19 protein-coding genes are annotated in these 20,640 nt (G+C 70.6%); 13 read left to right on the forward strand and 6 right to left on the reverse strand.

Annotation, left to right across the window (positions count from 1 at the left end):
* Positions 1-33 precede the first annotated feature (33 nt).
* From HNP84_RS23025 to HNP84_RS23035, 3 genes are all read left to right on the forward strand, one after another.
* The gene (locus HNP84_RS23025; RefSeq protein ID WP_312925513.1) at positions 34-1,263 is read left to right on the forward strand and encodes an FAD-dependent oxidoreductase; all 1,230 of its coding nucleotides are present in this window, start codon (positions 34-36) and stop codon (positions 1,261-1,263) included.
* Positions 1,264-1,270: 7 nt separating this feature from the next.
* On the forward strand, positions 1,271-2,293 hold the full coding sequence (locus tag HNP84_RS23030; RefSeq protein WP_185051843.1) for a MerR family transcriptional regulator: 1,023 nt from the start codon (positions 1,271-1,273) through the stop codon (positions 2,291-2,293).
* Positions 2,294-2,588: 295 nt separating this feature from the next.
* A complete protein-coding gene (locus tag HNP84_RS23035; RefSeq protein WP_246518491.1) occupies positions 2,589-2,906 on the forward strand; it encodes an EthD domain-containing protein in 318 nt (105 codons plus the stop codon).
* Here HNP84_RS23035 and HNP84_RS53330 read toward each other — a convergent pair.
* The 4 genes from HNP84_RS53330 to HNP84_RS23055 form a co-directional block, all read right to left on the reverse strand.
* Entirely contained in the window at positions 2,903-4,006 is a 1,104-nt protein-coding gene (locus HNP84_RS53330) for a Gfo/Idh/MocA family protein (RefSeq protein ID WP_185051845.1), read from the reverse strand. The two genes, HNP84_RS23035 and HNP84_RS53330, sit on opposite strands and share 4 nt — an antisense overlap.
* Positions 3,991-4,635, reverse strand: a complete 645-nt coding sequence (locus HNP84_RS53335; protein ID WP_312925514.1) for a ThuA domain-containing protein — start codon at positions 4,633-4,635, stop codon at positions 3,991-3,993. Before HNP84_RS53335 ends, HNP84_RS53330 begins: the two co-directional genes overlap by 16 nt.
* A gap of 98 nt (positions 4,636-4,733) precedes the next feature.
* Positions 4,734-6,818, reverse strand: coding sequence for a beta-galactosidase (locus HNP84_RS23050; RefSeq protein ID WP_185051847.1), 2,085 nt, complete (start codon positions 6,816-6,818; stop codon positions 4,734-4,736).
* A gap of 134 nt (positions 6,819-6,952) precedes the next feature.
* Positions 6,953-7,936 (reverse strand): LacI family DNA-binding transcriptional regulator, encoded by a 984-nt coding sequence (locus tag HNP84_RS23055; protein ID WP_185051848.1) that lies wholly within the window; start codon positions 7,934-7,936, stop codon positions 6,953-6,955.
* A 408-nt stretch (positions 7,937-8,344) separates the two neighbouring features.
* Here HNP84_RS23055 and HNP84_RS23060 point away from each other — a divergent pair, with 408 nt between their 5' ends.
* Genes HNP84_RS23060 through HNP84_RS23070 form a run of 3 tightly spaced genes read left to right on the forward strand, consistent with a single transcriptional unit; the run spans position 8,345 to position 11,613 of the window.
* Entirely contained in the window at positions 8,345-9,256 is a 912-nt protein-coding gene (locus tag HNP84_RS23060) for a carbohydrate ABC transporter permease (protein WP_185051849.1), read from the forward strand.
* Positions 9,253-10,173, forward strand: a complete 921-nt coding sequence (locus HNP84_RS53340; RefSeq protein ID WP_312925516.1) for a carbohydrate ABC transporter permease — start codon at positions 9,253-9,255, stop codon at positions 10,171-10,173. The genes HNP84_RS23060 and HNP84_RS53340 overlap by 4 nt, the downstream gene beginning before the upstream one ends.
* Before the next feature lie 60 nt (positions 10,174-10,233).
* Positions 10,234-11,613, forward strand: a complete 1,380-nt coding sequence (locus HNP84_RS23070; protein WP_221336573.1) for an ABC transporter substrate-binding protein — start codon at positions 10,234-10,236, stop codon at positions 11,611-11,613.
* 159 nt (positions 11,614-11,772) lie between these two features.
* Here HNP84_RS23070 and HNP84_RS23075 read toward each other — a convergent pair whose 3' ends face one another.
* The gene (locus HNP84_RS23075) at positions 11,773-12,675 is read right to left on the reverse strand and encodes a LysR family transcriptional regulator (RefSeq protein WP_185051850.1); all 903 of its coding nucleotides are present in this window, start codon (positions 12,673-12,675) and stop codon (positions 11,773-11,775) included.
* Positions 12,676-12,838: 163 nt separating this feature from the next.
* Here HNP84_RS23075 and HNP84_RS23080 point away from each other — a divergent pair, with 163 nt between their 5' ends.
* The 4 genes from HNP84_RS23080 to HNP84_RS23095 all read left to right on the forward strand — a co-directional run bounded on the left by HNP84_RS23080 (position 12,839) and on the right by HNP84_RS23095 (position 17,019).
* A complete protein-coding gene (locus HNP84_RS23080; protein WP_185051851.1) occupies positions 12,839-13,717 on the forward strand; it encodes an aldo/keto reductase family oxidoreductase in 879 nt (292 codons plus the stop codon).
* A 144-nt stretch (positions 13,718-13,861) separates the two neighbouring features.
* A complete protein-coding gene (locus HNP84_RS23085; RefSeq protein WP_185051852.1) occupies positions 13,862-14,818 on the forward strand; it encodes a D-alanine--D-alanine ligase family protein in 957 nt (318 codons plus the stop codon).
* Complete coding sequence (locus HNP84_RS23090; protein WP_185051853.1) at positions 14,815-16,194, forward strand: UDP-N-acetylmuramoyl-tripeptide--D-alanyl-D-alanine ligase; 1,380 nt, start codon at positions 14,815-14,817, stop codon at positions 16,192-16,194. Before HNP84_RS23085 ends, HNP84_RS23090 begins: the two co-directional genes overlap by 4 nt.
* Before the next feature lie 132 nt (positions 16,195-16,326).
* The gene (locus tag HNP84_RS23095; protein ID WP_185051854.1) at positions 16,327-17,019 is read left to right on the forward strand and encodes an aspartate/glutamate racemase family protein; all 693 of its coding nucleotides are present in this window, start codon (positions 16,327-16,329) and stop codon (positions 17,017-17,019) included.
* 121 nt (positions 17,020-17,140) lie between these two features.
* Here the strand turns inward: HNP84_RS23095 and vanY-N are convergent, their stop codons facing one another.
* On the reverse strand, positions 17,141-17,713 hold the full coding sequence (gene vanY-N / locus HNP84_RS23100) for a D,D-peptidase/D,D-carboxypeptidase VanY-N (RefSeq protein WP_185051855.1): 573 nt from the start codon (positions 17,711-17,713) through the stop codon (positions 17,141-17,143).
* Between the two features lie 192 nt (positions 17,714-17,905).
* Here vanY-N and HNP84_RS23105 point away from each other — a divergent pair, with 192 nt between their 5' ends.
* From HNP84_RS23105 to HNP84_RS23115, 3 genes are read left to right on the forward strand one after another with little or no spacing between them, the layout of a single operon-like run.
* Positions 17,906-18,580, forward strand: coding sequence for a response regulator (locus HNP84_RS23105; RefSeq protein ID WP_185051856.1), 675 nt, complete (start codon positions 17,906-17,908; stop codon positions 18,578-18,580).
* 7 nt (positions 18,581-18,587) lie between these two features.
* Positions 18,588-20,126, forward strand: coding sequence for an ATP-binding protein (locus HNP84_RS55150; RefSeq protein WP_185051857.1), 1,539 nt, complete (start codon positions 18,588-18,590; stop codon positions 20,124-20,126).
* Complete coding sequence (locus HNP84_RS23115; RefSeq protein ID WP_185051858.1) at positions 20,123-20,605, forward strand: GerMN domain-containing protein; 483 nt, start codon at positions 20,123-20,125, stop codon at positions 20,603-20,605. Before HNP84_RS55150 ends, HNP84_RS23115 begins: the two co-directional genes overlap by 4 nt.
* Positions 20,606-20,640 lie beyond the last annotated feature (35 nt).

Raw genomic sequence — 20,640 nt, forward strand, 5'->3', positions numbered from 1 at the left:
GACTAGTAGTACTACGAGTTGTAGAGGGTGGTCATGCGTGTTCTCATCGTAGGGGCCGGGATCGCCGGGCTGGCGGCGGCCAGAGGGTTGCTCGCCGCAGGCCACGCGGTGACCGTGCTCGAACGGGCGCCCGCCCCTCGCGACACCGGCTGCGCGCTGACGCTCTGGAGCAACGGCACCGCCGTCCTGCGCGACCTCGGCGTACGGATCGAGGGCGCCGGGCAGCGCATCGAGGCCCTGGACGTCCGCAGCGCCCGGGGCCGCCCGGTGATGGTCGTGGACACCGGAAGCCTGGAGGCCCGGTTCGGCGCTCCGGTGGTGGTCATCCCGCGCCGCTCGCTACTCGCCCGGCTCGCCGAGGGCCTGCCGGAGGAGACCGTACGCTTCGCCGCCCGCGTCACCCGCCTCCACGACGACGGCCGTTCCGTCCGGGTGCAGACCGAGGACGGCACGACGTACCAGGCCGACCTGCTCATCGGCGCCGACGGCGTCAACTCCCAGGTGCGTACGGCGCTGTTCGGCTCCGCCCCGGCCACGGTCGCACGCCCGACCGGCGCGGCCACCTGGCAGGGCCTGATCCCGGCCCCCTTCGACCTGGGCTCCCGCGCCCTGCTCTTCCTCGGCCGGCAGGGCGGCGTCGGCCTGAGCCCCGCGGGCGACGGCCTCCTCCAGTGGCTCATCGACCTCCGCCGGCGCCCCGGCACCGACCTCGACCACCCGCACCGCGCCCTCCCCGCCCTCCGGGCACGGTACGCGGCATGGGCCTCACCCGTCACCGACCTCCTGGCGTCGCTGTCGGAGAAGGACCTCGAACTCTTCCCCCACCGCCGCCACCGCCCCCCGCTCCGCTGGCACCGCGGCCGCTCCGCCCTGATCGGCGACGCGGCGCACACGATGCCCCCCATCCTCGCCCAGGGCGCCGGCCAAGCCCTGGAAGACGTGGCGACCCTACTGCGCGCCCTGACAGCCCCCGACGTCCCCGGAGCACTGCGCACCTACGAGAAGACCCGCCGCCCCAGGCGACCCTGGCCTCCGCCGCGGCCACCCGGGGCATCGCGACCACCGGCCCCCGAACCGCCTTCCAGAGCGAACCCGCCCTACGCGCCGCCTCCGCCATACCCGCCCGCATGGCGACCTGGTCGTTCGCCATGCTCCTCCGAGGAGTCAGCGACCGGCTCTGAGGGCTCCACGACAAGCCTCGGCGCGAACGCGCCCGGCGCCCGTGGGCGGGGCTTGAGTCTCAAGCCGCTTGAGATCCCATAGTGGCGGCATGGACGACAACGAGCTGTATCCGATCGGGGACGTGGCACGCCGGACCGGTCTGAGCGTCAGCGCCATCCGGTACTACTCCGACGCCGGGATCATCGCGCCCACGCGCGTGACCGAGGCGGGCTACCGCCTGTACGACATCCGGGCGATCGCCCGGCTGGAACTCATCCGTACCCTTCGTGACCTGGACGCCGGTCTGGACGACATCCGCCGCGTCCTGGAAGGCGAGACGTCGCTGCATGATCTCCTCGCGGCGCATCTGGAGCTCATCGAGCGTCAGGAGCGCGACCTGCGGGCCAGACGGGCCGTGTTGAGGACCCTTGTGAAGCAGGGAGGCACGGCCGCGCAGGCGGCACTGATGCACAAACTCGTCTCGATGCCCGATGAGGAGCGCGAGCGGCTCATCGACGACTTCTGGCACGAGGTCGGCGAGAACCTGGACGTACCCTCCGGCTTCGTCGAGCGGTTGCGGGCGATGCGTCCGCGCCTGCCCGAGGACCCCACCGCCACCCAGCTCGAAGCCTGGATCGAGCTGGCCGAGCTGGTACAGGACGAGGAGTTCCGCGGCGCGGTCCGCTCCTATCTCCAGGACATGTACGCCACATTCCCGGGACGGAGCCTGGCCACCCCATCGGTGTGGGACTTCATCCACAAGGAGGGGGCGAAGATCGGGGAGGAGATCGTGGAGGCGTACCGTTCCGGGCTGCCGGCGGACTCTCCACGGGCGCAGGAGCTGGTCGTCCGCATGGCGGAGGCGACCGCCGAGGTCTTCGGCGGGCAGGTCACGGCCGGGTCACGTGACCGGATGGCCAGGGCCTACCTCCTGGCGGAGGAGATGCGACGCGAGGACTCCCAGGAGCAGGACCGGTACGACGCCACTCATGGCAGGTACCTGTCCCTGGTGGCCGTGATCAACGGGACCCCGCACAGCACGGACGCGGAGGACCCTGCGGTCTTCGGGTGGATCGCGGCGGCTCTTCGTGCTTCGGCCCGGCGCGGAGGTGAACCAGGTACGCCGGAATGAGGAGACGGGCGAGGTCGGTAGCCGGCGCGGTCGTGCTGATCATCCCGTGATCCGGCTCACCAACGCGAGGTTGTCGTCGATCGGCCGATCGAGCGCCTCTCTGGCGGCGGTCAGGGACAGCTCACCGATCCGCATCTCACCCCTCATGTGCATTGGGTCACACGGACTTGCCCATGACATCGATGTGAGCGTTTAGCGTGGCCCAGGGCTCACGACCGCGTGCCAGGGCATCCGGTCGCCGGCCTCTCGCATCCGTGCGGCTCGAAAGAGGAAAACCTTGATCAAGTTCGCTTACATGATCAACCGTATCGATGGAATGACCTTCGAGGAGTTCGTCGAGCATCACCGCAATCACCACGCCCCGCTGTTCGCCTCCATTCCCGAAGCGCGAAAGTACGTGAAGAAGTACACCGTCTCCCACCCGGTGCCCGCGGAAGGGTATCCGAGTCCCGCTTACGACGGCCTCACCGAGATCTGGTTCGAAAGCTGGGAGGATCACGACGCCTTCTTCGCGTCCCAGAATTACAAGGAGCTGGTGAACCCGGATGAGGGCAAGTTCATCGACATGAGTTCGGTGGCGGTGATGGTGACCGAAGAAAGGGTTGTGATCTAGGCGACGCCCCCCTGGCCTCTGGTCGCCGGGTTGCTCAGCGTCACCGTCGCGGGCCGCTCGCAGGTGCTCTCCACGTCCACCGAGCGGCCTGCGTGCGCCGAGGCGAGCAGCGACTCCATGACGTCGAGCACGTGGAACGCCAGTGTGCCGCCCGCCCTCGGCTCGCGATCGGACAGGAAGTCGATCAGGCCCACGCCGCGCCCCGCCTCGGTGTACCCGGCCGACACCGGCAGTTCCCTCGCGGCATCCTCGCCCAGCCGGGTCAGCAGGACCGGCCCGTCGAAGTGGTTGGGGTCGGGGACGACGAGCGAGCCCTGCTCCCCGTGCACCTCGATGTTGGGCGCCTGGGTGGCCACCGCGTCGAAGCTCATCACCAGCGTGGACAGCGCGCCGGACTCGTGCACGAGCACGCCGGTGACGTGGGTGTCCACGGTGACCGGGATCTCCTCGCCCTGGCGGGGGCCGGAGCCGATCGTGCGCTTGGCCCGTGTCCGGCCGGCCGCCCCGATGACCGTGCTCACCGGCCCGAGCATGGTCACCAGGCTGCTGACGTAGTACGGGCCCATGTCCAGGAGCGGCCCGCCCCCGGGCGCGTAGTAGAAGTCGGGGTTGGGGTGCCAGCGTTCGTGGCCGGGCGTCATCATGGTCGCCGTGGCCGCGACGGGCCGGCCGATCAGGCCGTCGTCGATGGCGGCGCGGGCGGTCTGCGTACCGGTGCCGAGCACGGTGTCGGGGGCGCAGCCGACCCGTACCCCGGCCTCGCGGGCGGCCTCCAGCACGCGCCGCGCGTCCTGGCTGGTCGCGGCCAGCGGCTTCTCGCAGTAGACGTCCTTGCCCGCCGCGATGGCCCGCAGGGCGATCTCCGCGTGCGCGGCCGGGACGGTCAGGTTGAGCACGACCTGGATGCGCGGGTCCGCTATCAGCTCCGCCACCCCGAGCGCCTCGACACCGGGGTAGGGCCGCGCGGTCGCGCGGGCCCGCTCCGGGTCGAGGTCGGCCACCGCCACCAGCCGTACCTGGGGCAGGCGTCCGATGGTCCGCAGGTACTGGGCCGCGATGGCCCCGCAGCCCACGATCCCCACGGTCAGCGGCTGGCCCACAGCATCCCTCTCTCGATGATCGTGCGCACGCTGTCGTGCTCCAGGACGTCCAGGCTGTGCCCGGGGGTCGTGACGAAGATCCGCCCCTTGCCCCACCGGCGCGTCCAGATCGCCGGCGAGGTCACCTCCCGGTGCCAGGGGTCCCACGGGCGTACCTTCTGGGTCGTGGTCGCCAGCACGTCGATGTAGTCGTCCGTCAGCACCCAGTACTGCTCGGTGACCAGGTCGAAATCGCCGATCCCCGCCGTGATGGGGTGCCGGGCCGCCTCGGGCAGCATGTTCACCGTGTACGGCACGAAGTTGTGCCGCTCGGTGCCGGCGTCCGGGTCGTCCGGGTGCTTGCCCGGATGGCAGGCGAACTGCCCGCCGATGAGGTGCAGGTAGTCGGAGGAGTTGCGGAAGGAGTCGGCGATGCCGCCGTGCCAGCCCGCCATCCCGGTGCCGGCCTCGATCGCGGCCCGCAGGCCCCGGAGCTGGTCCGGCTCGATCGTGCCCATGGTGTAGCACTGCACGATGAGGTCGATCTCGGCCATGTACGCGGAGTCCGCGTACGGCGCGGGGCTGTCGGCCAGCCGCACCTCGAACCCGTTCTTCTCCAGGAAGGGCACGAAGAGGTCGGTGGCCGCCACCGGGGCGTGCCCTTCCCATCCACCTCGAACCACGAGGACCTTGCGCCTGTGCTCACCCGCCATGCGTTCGCCAATCACTCGATTCTCGGAGCGCTCGATCAATTCGACGCCTGATCCACCGACTCGGTGCCGCGCAGAACCGCGACGCCCCAAGGCGGCAGGGTGACGATGCCGGCGACCGCTTCCGACGGGGCGAGGGCGTCCGCCCACTCGCCCCCGACGGCGATGTCGTGCTTGTCGCCGGTGTGGTTGAGCAGGATCAGGAAACGGCGTCCGGCCCCGGTGCGGACGCTCGCCTGGACCCCGGACGGCAGCCCTTCGACAACGGGGGTCACTCCGGCTTCGGTGAGCGCCCGGCCGAGGACCGCCCGCATGGTGGCCTCGTCGAGGCGGGTCGAGAGATAGCGAGACACCCCCTCGCCGAACCGGTGCCTCGTCACGGCCGGCCGGCCGGCCCAGTCGGGCGACTCGAAGACCAGTTCCGGCTCCGCGCCGGTCAGCCGCAGGTCCTCGCGCCACAGGTCGGCGACCCCTTCGACGTCCGCGAGCGCCCCGCACCCCCGTACGGGGAACGTCTCGCGCTCGGCCGCCGGGCAGAACTCCTCGACCCGCACCCCGAGCACCTCGCGCAGCGGCGCCGGGTAGCCGCCCAGGTGCACCCGGTCGTGCTCGTCCACGATCCCGCTGAAGAAGGACACGACCAGCGCGCCGCCACCGGAGACGTACGCCGAGAGGTTCCGCGCGTTCTCGTCCGACAGCAGGTACAGGTTCGGCACGACCACGAGCGCGTAGCCGGTCAGATCGGCCGACGGAGGCACCACGTCCACGCCGACGCCGAGTTCGAACAGGGGAGCGTAGTGGTCGAGCAGACGTTCCTCGTGACGTACGCCGTCCGAGGGGTGGGAGTCGAGTTCGAGCGCCCACCAGTTGTTCCAGTCGAGCAGGATCGCCACCTGGTTGCGGACCCGCGTGCCGGGCAGGTCGGGCACGCGGGCCAGCTCGCGTCCGAGCGCCGCGATCTCGCGGTAGACCCGGCTGTCGGTTCCGGCGTGCGGCACCATGCCCGAGTGGAACTTCTCGGCTCCGCCGCGTGACTGCCGCCACTGGAAGTACAGGATCGCGTCGGCGCCGTGCGCGACCGCCTGCCAGCTCCACAGCCGCATCCGGCCGGGCTGCTTGATCGCGTTCCTGGCCCGCCAGTTCACCGCGCTCGGCGCCTGTTCCATCAGGATCCACGGGGCCCCGCCCCCGGCGCCGCGCATCGTGTCGTACAGCAGGCCGGGAAGGAGATGCGGCCGCTCATCGTGGGGGTCGGGGTAGGAGTCGACCGACACCACGTCCACCTTCGGCGCCCAGTCGAAGACGTCCACGGCCTTGAGGCCCATGAGGAAGTTCGTGGTGATCGGCACCTCGGGGGTGATCCGCCGGAGGATGCCCGCCTCCAGCTCCAGGCAGCCGCGCAGCGCCTCGTTGCTGAAGCGCATGTAGTCCAGCCGCTGGGCCGGGTTGGGGTACGTCGGCGCCACGCGGGGCGGCCGGATGTGGTCGAAGGACGCGTAGCGCTGCGACCAGAAGTCCGTGGACCAGGCGTCGTTCAGCGCCTCGATGTCGCCTGCGTACCGCTCGCGCAGCCAGCGGCGGAAGTCGTCCGCCGACACCTCGCAGTAGCAGGCGCCGATGTGGCAGCCGTACTCGTTGCCGACGTGCCACAGTCCGAGGGCCGGGTGGCCGCGGTAGTGCGTGGCCAGCCGTTCCACCAGCAGCGCGGCGCGTTCCCGGTAGACCGGGCTGGACGGGCAGAAGTGCTGCCGCCCGCCGGGGCCCAGCACGGTCCCGTCCGAGGTGACCGGCAGGATCTCCGGGTGCTCGTGGACCAGCCACGGCGGCGGTGAGGCCGTCATGGTGGCGAGGTCGGCGGTGATCCCGTGCGCGTGCAGGTCATCCAGGACCTGGTCGAAGAAGGAGAAGTCGTACGCGCCGCGCGTGGGCTCCACGCGGGCCCAGGCGAACACCCCGACGGTGACGAGGTTCACCCGGGCGTCGGCCATGAGCCGCAGATCCTCCGCCCTGGTCTCGGCCGGCCACTGCTCGGGGTTGTAGTCGCCGCCGAAGGCCACGCCGCCGAGCCGGCGCCAGAACCGGTCGCCCGGGGACGGGGCGCCGGCAGTCCCGGAGACCGGCATGACATCGCGAGGTACGGCGTTCATCGTCGGCGCGGCGGCCTCGGCAGGCGAGGGCGGCCGCTCCTCCCTTCGGTGTTGCAAGGTTCTCCGGCATTGCTGACGCTTTTCCGGCGTTGCGGGCGTGGTGGAGCGGGTCAGTCCGGCGGCGCGGCGGTGCTCTCGCGGATGATCAGATGGGGGGCGATGGGCGCGGTGGCGGAAGGGGCCGTGCCGCCCCTGATCTGGTCGAGCATGAGTGACACGATCCGCTCGGCCAGCACGTCGAAGTCCTGGCGGACGGTGGTGAGCGGCGGGGAGAAATAGGCCGACTCGTCGAGGTCGTCGAAGCCGGCGATGCTGACGTCCTCGGGGATGCGGCGTCCCGCCTGGATGAACGCGCGCATCACGCCGAGGGCCATCTGGTCGTTGGCGGCGAAGACGGCTGTCACGCCGGGCTGCTCGGCCAGCACGCGGCCGGCCGCGTAACCGCTGGCCGCGCTCCAGTCGCCGAACAGCATCCGCGGGATCGGGGCGCCCGCTTCCTTGAGCGTCGCGTGCCAGGACTCGGCCCTGCGCCGCGCGGCGTAGGAGTCCTCGGGCCCGGCGACGTGCCAGACCGTCTCGTGGCCGAGGTCGAGCAGGTGGCGGGTGACGAGCCGGGCGCCGAGCGCCTGGTCGGTGTCGACCATGGGATGACGGTGGCTGACGTCGCCGTCGGCCAGCACGACCGGCACTCCCGACGGCAGGCGAAGCGCCGGGGTGTCCAGGATCTGCGCCTCGATGAGCACGATGCCGTCCACCGCTTGCATCGTGAGCTGGCCGAACGCCTCGTGCACGGCCTGCTCGGTCTGCGACTCGATGGCGAGCATGTTCACGGTGTAGCCGGCCCGCTGCGCCGCCCTCGTGATGGAGTCCACGGTGCGGGCGTTGCCGAAGTTGCCGAGGCCGAAGCTGATCAGGCCGAGGGTGCGGAACTGGTCGGTGACCAGGGCGCGGGCGGCGGCGTTGGGCCGGTATCCCAGCACGCGCATGGCCGACAGGACGCGCTGGCGGGTCTCCTCCTCCACGTTGCTGCGGTTGTTGGCCACCCGGGAGACCGTCTGGCTGGAGACCCCCGCCATCGCGGCGACGTCGGCCATGGACGGCCGCCTGCGCGAGCGCCGCCCCGCGGCGGTTTGCTGGGTCGCCCCGTCCACTGTCACCTCTGGTCGTCCGATGTGGTCAGTATCAAACTCTCGCATGATGTTTGCGCGAACACGACCCATCCGTCAACCGCCCGGGCCGAAGTCGGCCTAGCACCGCAAAAGTCCACAAATCAGGCATTTCTGTTAACTTTCGGTTACCTATTGACATGACCTGGCGGCGACTCAAGACTACGAGACATTCTCCACATGTTTACGCAAACACATGATCCATGCGACGGCCGTGCCGGGCCCTGACACGGTGACGCAGGTAGCAGCACGGTTCGTCGGCCGCCGATGCCCCGACAAGGAGAGTGCAGTGCCAGTCTTCGTGGCAGCGCGAACATCGCGCGGAAAGAGCACGGGATGACCGCGCCCGCCGCGCGCGGGGGCCTCGCCCGGCCGTTCCTCCGCCTCCGCCTCGCCGGCTACGCCTTCTTCCTGCCGTTCTTCGTGGTCTTCCTGGTCGTGGTCGTCGCTCCGCTGGCGTACGCGATCTACCTCAGCTTCTTCCAGACACGCATGATCGGCGGCACGGTCTTCGCCGGCCTGGCCAACTACACCCGGGTCATCGGCGACGCGTTGTTCGGCGCCGGGCTGCTGCGCGTCGCGCTCTTCCTGGCCGTGCAGGTGCCGATCATGTTGCTCATCGCCCTGGGCTGCGCGCTCGCCATCGACAGCGGCAGGCTGCGCTGGCCGTCGCTGTTCCGCATCTCGATCTTCATGCCGTACGCGGTGCCGGCCGTGGTGGCCGCTCTCATGTGGGGCTACATGTACGGCGACCAGTTCGGCCTGGTCGGGCAGCTCAGCGACGCCCTCGGTGTCACCGCGCCGGACCTGCTGTCGCGCTCCTGGATGCTCACCTCCATCGGCAACATGGTGACCTGGGAGTACGTCGGCTACAACATGATCATCCTGTACGCCGCGCTGCGGGCCGTCCCGGAGGAGCTCTACGAGGCCGCCGAGATGGACGGGGCCGGCGCCATTCGCATCGCCTGGAGCATCAAGCTGCCCGCCCTGCGCCCCGCCCTGCTCGTGGCGACGATCTTCTCCATCATCGGCAGCTTCCAGCTCTTCAACGAGCCGAACATCCTCCAGACGCTCGCGCCCGCGGTGATCACGACCAGCTACACGCCCAACATGTACGCCTACAACCTGGCGTTCAACGGCCAGCAGATCAACTACTCGGCCGCCGTGGCCGTGGTGCTCGGCCTGGTCACCGTCGTCGTGGCGTACGTCGTGCAGATCATCACGGCGAGAAGGGAGAACGCGCTGTGACGGCCGTCGCCCAGGCGGGCCGCTCCACCCGCGGGCGGGCCGCGCACCGATCCCTCAAGCGCACCCGCCGGGGCAAGAGCCTCAGCCTCACCGTGATCATGCTGGTGATGTTCGCGTACGCGGTCCTGCCGCTGTTCTGGCTGCTGGCCAACGCCAGCAAGACCAGCGGGGACCTGTTCTCGACCTTCGGGCTCTGGTTCGGCGGCGAGTTCAACCTGTTCGCCAACATCGACCAGACCCTGAGCTACAACAACGGCATCTTCCTGCGCTGGTTCGGCAACACCGTGCTCTACTCCGTGGTCGGCGCGGGCGGGGCCGCCCTGCTGGCCACCGTCGGCGGCTACGCCCTGGCGAAGTACGACTTCCCCGGCCGCAAACTGCTGTTCGCGATGGTGCTCGGCGGGATCTCCATCCCGGGCACGGCCCTCGCGGTGCCGACGTACCTGCTGTTCAGCCAGGTCGGGATCGTGGACACCCCGTGGGCGGTGCTCATCCCGGCACTGTGCAGCCCGTTCGGCCTCTACCTGATGCGGGTCTACGCGGCCGACGCGGTGCCCGACTCGATCCTGGAGTCGGCCCGCATCGACGGGGCGGGCGAGCTGCGGATCTTCCGCACCATCGCGCTGCGACTGCTCGCCCCGGGCTTCGTCACGGTCCTGCTCTTCTCGCTGGTCGCGACGTGGAACAACTACTTCCTTCCGCTGATCGTGCTGAACACGCCGGACTGGTTCCCGCTCACCGTCGGGCTGAACCAGTGGAACGCCCAGGCCAACAGCGGCACCTCCGGCGCCGGTGACGCCACCTACTCGCTCATCCTGACCGGCAGCCTGCTGTCGATCGTGCCGTTGATCATCGCCTTCCTGGTGCTCCAGCGGTTCTGGCAGTCGGGCCTCGCCACCGGAAGCGTCAAGCAGTAACCCCGTGAATTTCCCCCTGTGAATTTCCCCTGTGAATCCCCCCGTGAATGAGGACACGCCATGAAAACACTTCCATCGCGGCGCGGTGCCATGACCGCCGGGGTCGCCGCGGCCCTGTCCCTGGCGCTCGCCGCCTGCGGCGGCGGCTCCGGTGTCTCCGGCGGGGACGCCACCGGCCCGGCCGCCGTCCCGAGCAAGTCGGCGGCCGTGCAGGACGCGCTGTCCAAGCCGGCCGAGCTGACGTTCTGGACGTGGGTCACGGGGATCGAGAAGACCGTCGCCCGCTTCGAGGCGAAATATCCGAACATCAAGGTCAATGTGGTGAACGCGGGCCAGTCCGCCGACCAGTACACCAAGCTGCAGACCGCGATCAAGGCCGGCTCCGGCGCGCCCGACGTGGCGCAGATCGAGTACTTCGCCCTGCCGCAGTTCGCGCTGTCCAAGCAGGTCGTCAACCTGTCCGAGTACGGCGCGGACGCGCTGAAGGACAAGTTCGCCGCCTCGGCGTGGAACCAGGTCGTGATCAACGGCGGCGTCTACGGCATCCCCCAGGACACGGGTCCGATGGCGATGTTCTACCGCAAGGACATCTTCGACAGGCTGAAGCTGGAGCCGCCCAAGACCTGGGCGGAGTTCGCCGAGGCGGCCAAGAAGATCAAGGCTGACAACCCGGACAACTTCATCACCTCCATCGACCCCGGTGACGCCGGCGGTGTGGACAGCCTGATCTGGCAGGCGGGCGGGCAGCCGTTCAAGACCTCAGGCGAGAGCAACGTCAGCGTCACGCTCGACTCCGACCCCGGCGTCAAGCAGTGGGTGACCAACTTCGGCACCCTGCTCAAGGACAAGCTCGTCGAGCCGCAGCCCGGTTGGACGGACGAGTGGTGGAAGGGCATGGGCTCCGGCAAGTACGCGACCTGGCTGACCGGCGCCTGGGCCCCGGGCGCCATCATGAACTCCATCCCCAAGACGAAGGGCAAGTGGGCCGTCGCCCCGATGCCGCAGTACGACGCGGCCACGCCGATGAACGCCGAGAACGGCGGCTCCTCGGTGGCCGTCATCCCGCAGAGCAAGAACATCCCGGCCGCGGTGGCGTTCGCCGAGTGGCTGAACTCCGACCCTGAGGCCGTCAAGTCGCTGAACGAGGAGGCCGGGCTGTTCCCCGCCACCAAGGTGCTGCTCGACGACCCGGCGTTCCGCGACGTGCCGTGGGAGTTCTTCGGCGGGCAGAAGATCAACCAGGTCCTGGGCGACGCTTCGGCCGCCGTCCGGCCGGGCTGGCAGTACCTGCCGTTCCAGGTGTACGCCAACAGCATCTTCAAGGACACCGTGGGCCAGGCGATCGACGGCGGCGGGGACCTGACCGCGGCGCTGAAGTCCTGGCAGGACCGCATCACCGCCTTCGGCGCCGAGCAAGGCTTCACGCTGAGCAACAGTTGACCTCACCGGAAACCGGCGGCCCGGCGGATGCGCTTCCCGCCGGGCCGTGGCCGTGTGCCGTGCTCACCGCGGAATCCGGTCTCGGCACCCCGCATTGAAATTCCGCGCCGCAACCGGACCCGCACCCGTTGCCGCCTTCAACGCGGCGAAGTTCGGGGCCTAGCCGGCGATTTTGTGATTCTTGACGGAAACCAGGTCGCCGATGCCGCGCTCTTTCAATTGCCGGGCCGTTTCCACGAGTTCGGCCAGTGCCGGGGATCGGACGCCGGCGGGCCAGGCGAGGAGGGTGGTGACCAAAGGGGCGTCGAGGACGGGAACCGCGACGTGTTCCGGCCATTGCCAGGCGCGGCTGGAAGCCGGAATGACCAGTAGCGTTCGCCCGAGCGCGACGAGTTGCGCCAACTGGGACTGACTGTGGACCTCGGGTCCGGGGCCGGGCGGGTAGGTGCCGTCATGGCGTGGCCACCGGGCGATCGGCAAGCCGGGGACATCGCTCACCTCGGCCATCGTCAGGCTGGAGCGCCGGGCGAGCGGATGCGACGCCGGCACGATGGCGACCTGGCCTTCGGTCAGGATCTCGGCGCTGTCAAGGCCGGTCATCACGTCGAACGGGGTGTGCATGATCGCCACGTCGGCGCGGCCGTCGCGCAGGATCTGCCCCTGCTCGCCGATCTCACACAGCAACACGTCGATCTCGACGGCTCCGGGGCGTGCGGCATAGGCGTCGAGAAGTTGTTTCAGCAGCTCATGGGAGGCGCCTGCCTTCGTGGTGAGCACCAGGCCGGACGGCGCCGACGCGGCGCGGCGGGTGCGGCGGGCGGCTGCGTCAACGGCGTCGAGTGCGCGCCGGGCTTCCACCAGCATGATCTCACCCGCGGTGGTGAGCGAGACTCCCCGGCGATCTCGGTTCAGGAGTAGTACCCCGAGGCGGCGCTCCAGTTGCTGGATGGCGCGGGACAGCGGCGGCTGGGCCATGTTCAGACGTTCGGCGGCACGGCCGAAGTGCAGCTCTTCGGCCACCGCTACGAAGTACCTCAGCTCGCGGGTCTCCAGTCCGTCCACCGTTGCAGGATACCCCTGATACCCGTGGGGTATCAGGCGCTGATCGAACCGGTCTTGGACAGTGCCGCCTTCTCACCCGCACCATTTCCTACCGGGGCCCCAGACGGCAATCGCACAAGGAGCCGTCAACGTCTTTCCCTCGCTCTTATGAAAGGCCACAAACGTGAGCACGACCTCTTCTTCTCTTCCCGGCGGCACCTGGGCCCTGGGCGACATGACGGTCACGCGATTCGGCTACGGCGCCATGCAGCTCGCCGGGCCCGGGGTGATGGGTCCGCCCGCGGATCGTGACGCGGCCCTCGCCGTCCTCCGCGAGGCCATCGACCTCGGAATCACGCACATCGACACCGCGTACGCCTACGGCCCCCGCATCACCAACGAACTCATCCGCGAGGCGCTGCACCCGTACCCCGGCTCGCTGCACGTGGTCACGAAGGTCGGCGCCACCCGTGACGAGCAGGGCGGATGGCCGCCGGCTCGTGAGCCCGACCAACTGCGCCGCGCGATCGACGAGAACCTGGAAAGCCTCGGGCTCGACACGCTGGACCTGGTCTACCTGCGCCTCGGCGACGCCGCGGGGCGCCGGCCGGGCTCGCTTTCCCGGGCCTTCGAAACGCTCGCCGAGCTGCGGCAGCAGGGCCTGATCCGGCACCTCGGCGTGAGCAACGCGACGGCGGAGCAGGTCTGGGAAGCCCACGCGATCGCGCCGATCGTGAGCGTGCAGAACATGTACAACCTCGCCTACCGCGACGACGACGAGCTCATCGACCGACTCGCGGCCGAGAACATCGCGTACGTCCCCTTCTTCCCGCTCGGCGGCTTCAGCCCGCTTCAGTCCGAGGCGCTTTCGGCGGTGGCGGCACGACTGAACGCCACGCCGATCTCCGTCGCGCTGGCGTGGCTGCTGCGGCGCTCGCCGAACATCCTGCTCATTCCGGGAACCTCGTCCGTGAGACACCTGCGGGAGAACGTCGCCGGCGCCGGTCTCTCGCTCAGTGACGAGGACGTCGCCGAACTGGAGAAGATCAGCGGCCAAGCCTAGCGGGCGGTCGCGCGGCCGTGACACAACGATGACACGGCGCTGACAAGGCGGGGATACGGTCGGCCGACAGTGGATGGGGTTCACCGGCGCCTGCTCCTCAGCGGGTCCGGCTGTCTCCGTGCCACCGAGGAAGGCTGATCGATCGTGACCGAACGCGTACGCGTGGCTGTGCTGGCGGGTGGGCCGTCCGCCGAGCATGAGGTGTCGCTGCAGTCGGCGCAGGCCGTGCTCGATGCCCTGCCGAGAGATCTGTACGAGCCCGTCGCCGTCATCATCGATCGGCAGGGCAGGTGGCCGGTGGAGCTGCGACGCGACCTGGCGGACGTGGTCTTCCCCGTGATGCACGGGCCGTTCGGCGAGGACGGCGTCGTCCAGGGGCACCTGGAGACGCTGGGCATCCCGTACGTGGGCTGCGGCGTCCTGGCATCGGCCGTGGGCATGAACAAGGTCGCGATGCGGCGCGCGTTCCTGGCGGAGGACATTCCGGTCACCCCCCATGTGTGGTTCACCGAGCACGAATGGCGCACCACCACCGACCACTGGGATCTGGTGAAGTCGCTCGACTGGCCGATGTACGTCAAACCGGCCGGCATGGGCTCCTCCATCGGCATCTCCCGTGTCACCTCGATGGAGGAGCTGCGCGCGGGCGTGGAACTGGCGCTGGCGTACGACCGGATGGTCATCGTCGAGCAGGGCGTGACCGCGCGCGAGATCGTCTGCGGCGTGCTCGGCGGCCATGACACGCCGGAGGTCTCGGTGCCCGGCGAGCTCATCGTGCCCGGCGACTGGCTCGACTACGAGGCCAAGTACCTCAGCCCGGCCGAGATCGCCACCATCCCCGCCGTGCTGCCGGAACGGGTGGCCGAGGACGTACGCGAGCTGACCCTGCGCGCCTTCCGGGCGATCGGAGGCTACGGGCTGGCCCGTGCCGACTTCCTCTATGAGGAGGACACGGGCCGCCTGTACCTCCTGGAGATCAACACCATGCCCGGTTTCACGCCCCGTTCCGTCTACGCCAGGGCCTGGGCCGCGAGCGGTGTCCCGTACCCGGACCTGCTGCGCCGCCTCATCGACCTCGCGTTCGCCAGGAGCGGCGCGTGATCCCCATGACGCTGAACACGATCGCGCAGGTCGTCGGCGCAAGGCTGTATGACGTGCGCGATCCGGAGGCGCTGGTGACGGCGCCCTCGGCGGTCGATTCGCGCGAGGTGGTGCCCGGCGGCCTGTTCGCCGCGACGGCCGGCGCCCGCGTTGACGGTCACGACTACGCGGCCGGCGCCGTCGCGAGCGGCGCCGTCGCCGTGCTGGCCTCACGGCCCGTCGGCGTGCCCGCCCTCGTGGTCGAAGACGTCCAGCTCGCGCTCGGCCTGCTGGCCAGGCACCTGCTCGAACACATCGGCCCGACCGTGATCGGCCTGACCGGCTCCGTGGGCAAGACCACGACCAAGGACCTGCTGGCCCAGGTGCTCGAACGGCACGCGCCGACGGTCGCCACCGACAGGTCGTTCAACAACGAGCTCGGGCTGCCGCTCACCGTGCTGCGCGCCGATGCCACCACCCGATACCTGGTGCTGGAGATGGGCGCGGGCCGGAAGGGCGACCTGACGTATCTGACCGGGCTCGCACCGCCCCGGATCGGGCTGGTGCTCAATGTCGGCACCGCACATGTGGAGCGCATGGGGAGCGGGCCGGCCGACGTGGCCGAGGCCAAGGGCGAGCTGGTCGAGGCGCTTCCGGCGGACGGGTTCGCCCTGCTCAACGCCGACGACCCGTACGTCCTGGGCATGGCCGGCCGCACCAAGGCCCGGACCCTGTTGTACGGCAGGTCGCCGGAGGCACTGGTGCGAGCCGAAGACGTGCGGATGGACGACCGGGCGCGAACGGCGTTCGAGCTGGTGACGCCCTCCGGCCGCGCCCCGGTCCGGCTCGACCTCATCGGCGAGCACCAGGTGAGCAACGCCCTGGCCGCGGCCGCCGTCGCCACCGCGCTCGGCCTGGACGCCGCCGAGATCGCCGACGGGCTGACCGCCGCACGGCGGCGTTCGTCGGGCCGGCTGGAGATCGTGGCACGACCTGACGGCGTCACCGTCGTCAACGACGCGTACAACGCCAGCCCCGAATCCATGCGGGCCGGGCTGCGGGCGGTGAAGGCCCTGGCCGGCACCCGTCGTACCGTCGCCGTGCTCGGCGCGATGGGGCAGCAGGCGGACGCCTCCCGCGCCCGGCACGCCGAGGTGGGCCGGCTCGTCGCCGACCTCCGCTTCGACGTGCTGATCGCGGTCGGAGCAGGGGACCCGCTCGCGATGGCGGAGGCGGCGGAGTCGGCGGACCAGGGCGTGGCCGTCCATGTCGTCGAGGACGTGCCCGGGGCCCTCAGGCTGGCCACCGCGCTTGTCCGGCCGGGAGACGTGGTGTTCGTCAAGGCCTCCAGCGAGATCGGGCTCGGCGCCTGCGCCCGTGCGCTGGCCGGCGCCTGACCCTTCGCGTATCGCGGAGTCGCCGAACGGATCGGCGAGTCCATGCCGGTGCACTGGCCAGGCCGGTGCCGGCACCCTCACCGTGGCCGGCGCCGACCAGCCCGCCGGCACAAGCCAGCGAAACGGAGTTCCATGCGCGCTATCGGTCTCATCGGCGGGTTGAGCTGGGAATCGACGGCGATCTACTACCAGATCATCAACCAGCGGGTACGCGAGCGGCTCGGCGGCAGCCATTCCGCCAACAGTCTCATCTGGTCGATCGACTACACCACCGTCGAAGACCTCATCTTCGCCGACCGCTGGGACGAGGTGAGCACGCTGCTGGCCGATGCCGGCAGGAAACTGCAGGACATCGGCGCCGAGGTCCTGCTCGTGTGCAGCAACACCTTCAGCCGGGTCAGCGACGACGTGGCACGGGCCGCGAGCGTGCCCGTGCTGCACATCGCCGACGCCGTGGGCGCGGAGGTCCGGGCCAGGGGGATGCGCAAGGTCGGCCTGCTGGGCACGCGCTTCACCATGGAGCAGCCCTTCTACCGGGACCGGCTGGCCGCCCACGGCTTCGACGTGGTCGTCCCACGGCGCGAGCAGCGGGAACTGGTCCATCGCGTGATCTTCGACGAGCTGGTGCGCGGGGTGCTCCGGGAATCGTCCAGGGACGCGTACGCCCGGATCATCGCCGACCTCGCGGCCGACGGAGCCGAAGGCGTCATCCTCGGCTGCACGGAGATCGAGCTCCTGATCACCGAGAAGGACACCTCCATCCCGCTGCTGCCGAGCGCTCGCCTGCACGCGGAGGCGGCGGCCGGCTTCGCGCTGGCCGGCTGACGCACGATCGCCTGGCGCAACAGCTCACCCGGTCCTGCGTCCGCTTCCCCGCCGGCGGGGACCAGGCCGATCGCCGGACGGTCCGGGCAGGACCGGCCGGCGACTCCGCCTGCGACAGCAGCTACATCTGGTCCCCGTTCCCGACGACGTAGCCCACACCGGGGTGGGGGCGCCGCCGTGGTGGCGTGCCGCCGCATTCCGGGCGGTACTCGAAATGCCACCACTCGTTGTCGTACATGCGGTACAGGTCGTAGCGGGCGCCGTGTTCCTCCAGCCAGCGCGCGCCCTCGTGGGGGCGCACGTCCAGCGCGATGCCCTTGACGTGGCCGGACTCCGCCGGTGGCAGCACCAGCATCCGCGCCGAGGCCGGGGAGCCGGAGCGGCGCACCTCCTCCTCGAACATCCGTTGCTGGACAACGGGATCGCGGTATCCCGAGGTGAGGCCGATGAGCTGGCCGTGACGCCAGAGCGCCTCGGTGCGCGCCGCGGTGAACGCCGCCCTGGCGCCGTCGGTGAGCCCGGTGAGGTCCTCGGCGGGGAATCGCATCCCCAGCGCCCAGCGGCAGGCCACTTCGCGGGCGCGGCCGGGATGGCGGACGAACGCCACGGGCAGCAGCAGCGCGGCGAGCACCAGCGTGACCGCGGCGTACAGGCGGTCTCTGGGCCGAGGTGGGATCGTGCGTGGCTCGTTCATGACGAACTACGATTGGCACGGAATGTGCGCGCGCTGTCAGCCGTATGTCACCGTTCATCGACGGCGGCCACCCATCGGCGCGACCGTGACACAACCATGACACGGCGCGGACGAGGAGGGCACACGGCCGGCCGACAGTGGATGGAGTCAACCGTCGGGCGAATTACGGAGCGTGCGGTGAAACCCGGGGGCGTGTCGCGAGTGTTGTTGATCGAGGATGACCCGGCCGTGCGGGAGGGCCTTGAGCTGGCCCTGACCCGGCATGGGCACCGGGTGCGCGCGGTGGAGTCCGGCGAGCAGGGGCTGGACCGGCTGCGTGCGGACCTTCCCGACGTCGTCGTGCTCGATCTGATGTTGCCCGGCATGGACGGGTTCGAGGTCTGCCGCTGCATCCGGGCCGCCGGCGACGTGCCGATCATCATGCTGACCGCGCGCGGCGACGACATGGACGTGGTGGCCGGGTTGGAGGCGGGCGCCGACGACTACGTGGTCAAACCGGTGCAGCCCAGGGTGCTGGAAGCACGCATACGCGCGGTGCTCCGGCGGATCGGCCGGGACCAGGCCGAGCTGGAGCGGCACGGCGACCTGACCATCGATCGCGCAGGGCTGGTGGTCGCCAAACGCGGCGTGCCGGTCAGCCTCGCCCCGACCGAGCTGCGCCTGTTGCTCGAACTCTCCGGCACGCCGGGCCGGGTGCACAGCCGCCAGCACCTGCTGGAGTCGGTGTGGGAGCACGGGTACTTCGGCGACTCGCGGCTGGTGGACGCGTGCGTGCAGCGGTTGCGCGCGAAGATCGAGGACGATTCGGCGGCGCCCGTCTACGTGCAGACGGTGCGTGGGTTCGGGTACCGGTTCGGGCCGGTGTGAGCCGCCGGTGGCACCTCGGCCGAGCCTGGGGCTGCGTGCCCGCCTGTTGCTCGCGTTCGCACTGCTGTGTGTGGTCACCGCGGCGGCGGTGGCCGGCGGGCTCTACGTCCAGGCACGCAACGCCATCCTGCAGCGGACCCAGGACGCCGCGGTGCGGGCGATGACCAGCCGCCTGGAGGCGATCTACCCGTTGCGGACTCCGGCGCCGGGCCCGGACGAGCTCGGTGAGATCGCCGCTGCCGCGACCGACCAGAACAGCTTCGCGGTCGCCTTCTACGGCGATGTGCACTCCCCGGTCGCCCCGCCGCCGGGACCACCCGCCGGCCCCGGCGAGCCACCTCGTGGACCAGGCGGGAGGCCCCATGAACCAGGCGGGAGGGCCCATGAACCGGGCGGGAGGCCCCGGGCCATGGATCTCGGGGTGATCTCACCGGAGTTGCGGCAGGTGGTGGCCGGCGGCCGTACCGCATGGCAACGTGTGGAGTGGCAGGGCGGGCCCTGGCTCATCATCGGCATGCCGTTGCTGATCGTCGAGGGGGACCGGCCGACGCGGCTGTCCGGCATCGAGGTCTACGCCGCGCGCAGCCTGCTCGCCGAACAGCGCAGCATCGACGGGCTCGCCGTATCCGCCTGGGGCACCGGCGCGGCGGCCATGGGGTTCGCGGTCGTCCTGGCGTTGCTGGCCACCCGCGGCGTGCTGCGCCCGGTGCGCGAGCTCGGCCGGGCGGCACGCCTGCTGGGCGAGGGCGAGCTGCGCACCAGGATCGCGGTCCGCGGCTCCGATGAGCTGGCAGACGTGGCGCGCACGTTCAACAACACCGCCGCGGAGCTGGAACGGCACGTCGAGCAGCTCCGCGCGATGGAGGCCGACGCCCGCCGGTTCGTGGCCGACGTGTCCCACGAGCTGCGCACCCCGCTGGCCGCGCTCGCCGCGGTCGCCGACGTCCTCGACGAGGAGGCGGCCCGGCTGCCCGAACCCGCCGGCAGGGCCGCCAGGCTGGTCAGCCAGGAGACGCTCAACCTCACCGGGCTGGTGAACGACCTCATCGAGATCAGCAGGTTCGACTCCGGCGTCGCGGCCCTCGCGCTGAACGAGGTCGACATGGCCGAGCTGGTGGGCGCGACCCTGCGCGCCCGGGGCTGGTCGGAGCTGGTGCACACCGAGCTGCCACCCGCGGTGACGGCACGGCTGGACCCGCGCCGGGTGGACGTCATCCTCGCCAACCTGGTCGGCAACGCCCTGGGGCACGGTGAGCCACCGGTGTCGGTACGCCTCTCCGCCGACGCGCACTGGATCACCATCGATGTCCGCGACCACGGACCGGGGCTGGACGAAACCGTGCTGCCGCACGTGTTCGACCGCTTCTACAAGGCCAACGCGGCCAGGGCCAGATCCGAGGGCAGCGGCCTCGGCCTCGCCATCGCCCGCGAGAACGCGCGCCTGCACCGAGGCGACCTCACCGTCGCCAACGCCCCGGACGGCGGCGCCGTCTTCACATTGCGCCTGCCCCGCCGGGCACACGATCCTGACGGAGACCCCGAGTGAGGACCGGGCTCGCCCGCCGCGTACTCGCCGCGGGCCTCGTATCGCTCATCGCCGTAGCCGGCTGCGGCGTGCGCCCCACCGGCGTCGTCCCCGCCGGCGACCCGCCGAGCGGACCCGTCGAACTGGCCACGACGATGACCATCTACCTGGTGAAGAACGGCCGGCTCAGCCCGGTGACGCGGCCAGGCCGTCGCCTGTCCCAAGCGGACATCCTCACGCTGCTCGCAGCCGGCCCCACCGAGAGGGAACAGGCGCACGGACTGACCACCGACGTCCCCCCCGACGCCGGCCCGTTCTCGGTGACCGCCAAGCCGACCGGCCACATGGTGGTCACCCTGTCCACCCCGGCCGACGACCTGTCCCCCCTGGCCGTCCAGCAGATCGTCTGCACGGCCGCCGCCACGGTGCCGGAAAGCCCCGCCCAGGTCACCGTCATCGCCGCCGGCCAGAACATCGGCCCCCGAAACTGCCCGAGATGACGGCAGCGCCCTCCCCTTTCGGACAGACCACCGCC

The organism is Thermocatellispora tengchongensis (assembly GCF_014202315.1).
Classification (GTDB): Bacteria; Actinomycetota; Actinomycetes; order Streptosporangiales; family Streptosporangiaceae; genus Thermocatellispora; species Thermocatellispora tengchongensis.

Bases quoted from the DNA above. Each gene is read 5' to 3' on its own strand.
- HNP84_RS23025 (WP_312925513.1), top strand. From the start codon at position 34: ATGCGTGTTCTCATCGTAGGGGCCGGGATCGCCGGGCTGGCGGCGGCC.
- HNP84_RS23030 (WP_185051843.1), top strand. From the start codon at position 1,271: ATGGACGACAACGAGCTGTATCCGATCGGGGACGTGGCACGCCGGACC.
- HNP84_RS23035 (WP_246518491.1), top strand. From the start codon at position 2,589: ATGATCAACCGTATCGATGGAATGACCTTCGAGGAGTTCGTCGAGCAT.
- HNP84_RS23050 (WP_185051847.1), bottom strand. From the start codon at position 6,818: ATGCCGGTCTCCGGGACTGCCGGCGCCCCGTCCCCGGGCGACCGGTTC.
- HNP84_RS23055 (WP_185051848.1), bottom strand. From the start codon at position 7,936: ATGGCCGACGTCGCCGCGATGGCGGGGGTCTCCAGCCAGACGGTCTCC.
- HNP84_RS23060 (WP_185051849.1), top strand. From the start codon at position 8,345: ATGACCGCGCCCGCCGCGCGCGGGGGCCTCGCCCGGCCGTTCCTCCGC.
- HNP84_RS23070 (WP_221336573.1), top strand. From the start codon at position 10,234: ATGAAAACACTTCCATCGCGGCGCGGTGCCATGACCGCCGGGGTCGCC.
- HNP84_RS23095 (WP_185051854.1), top strand. From the start codon at position 16,327: ATGCGCGCTATCGGTCTCATCGGCGGGTTGAGCTGGGAATCGACGGCG.
- vanY-N (WP_185051855.1), bottom strand. From the start codon at position 17,713: ATGAACGAGCCACGCACGATCCCACCTCGGCCCAGAGACCGCCTGTAC.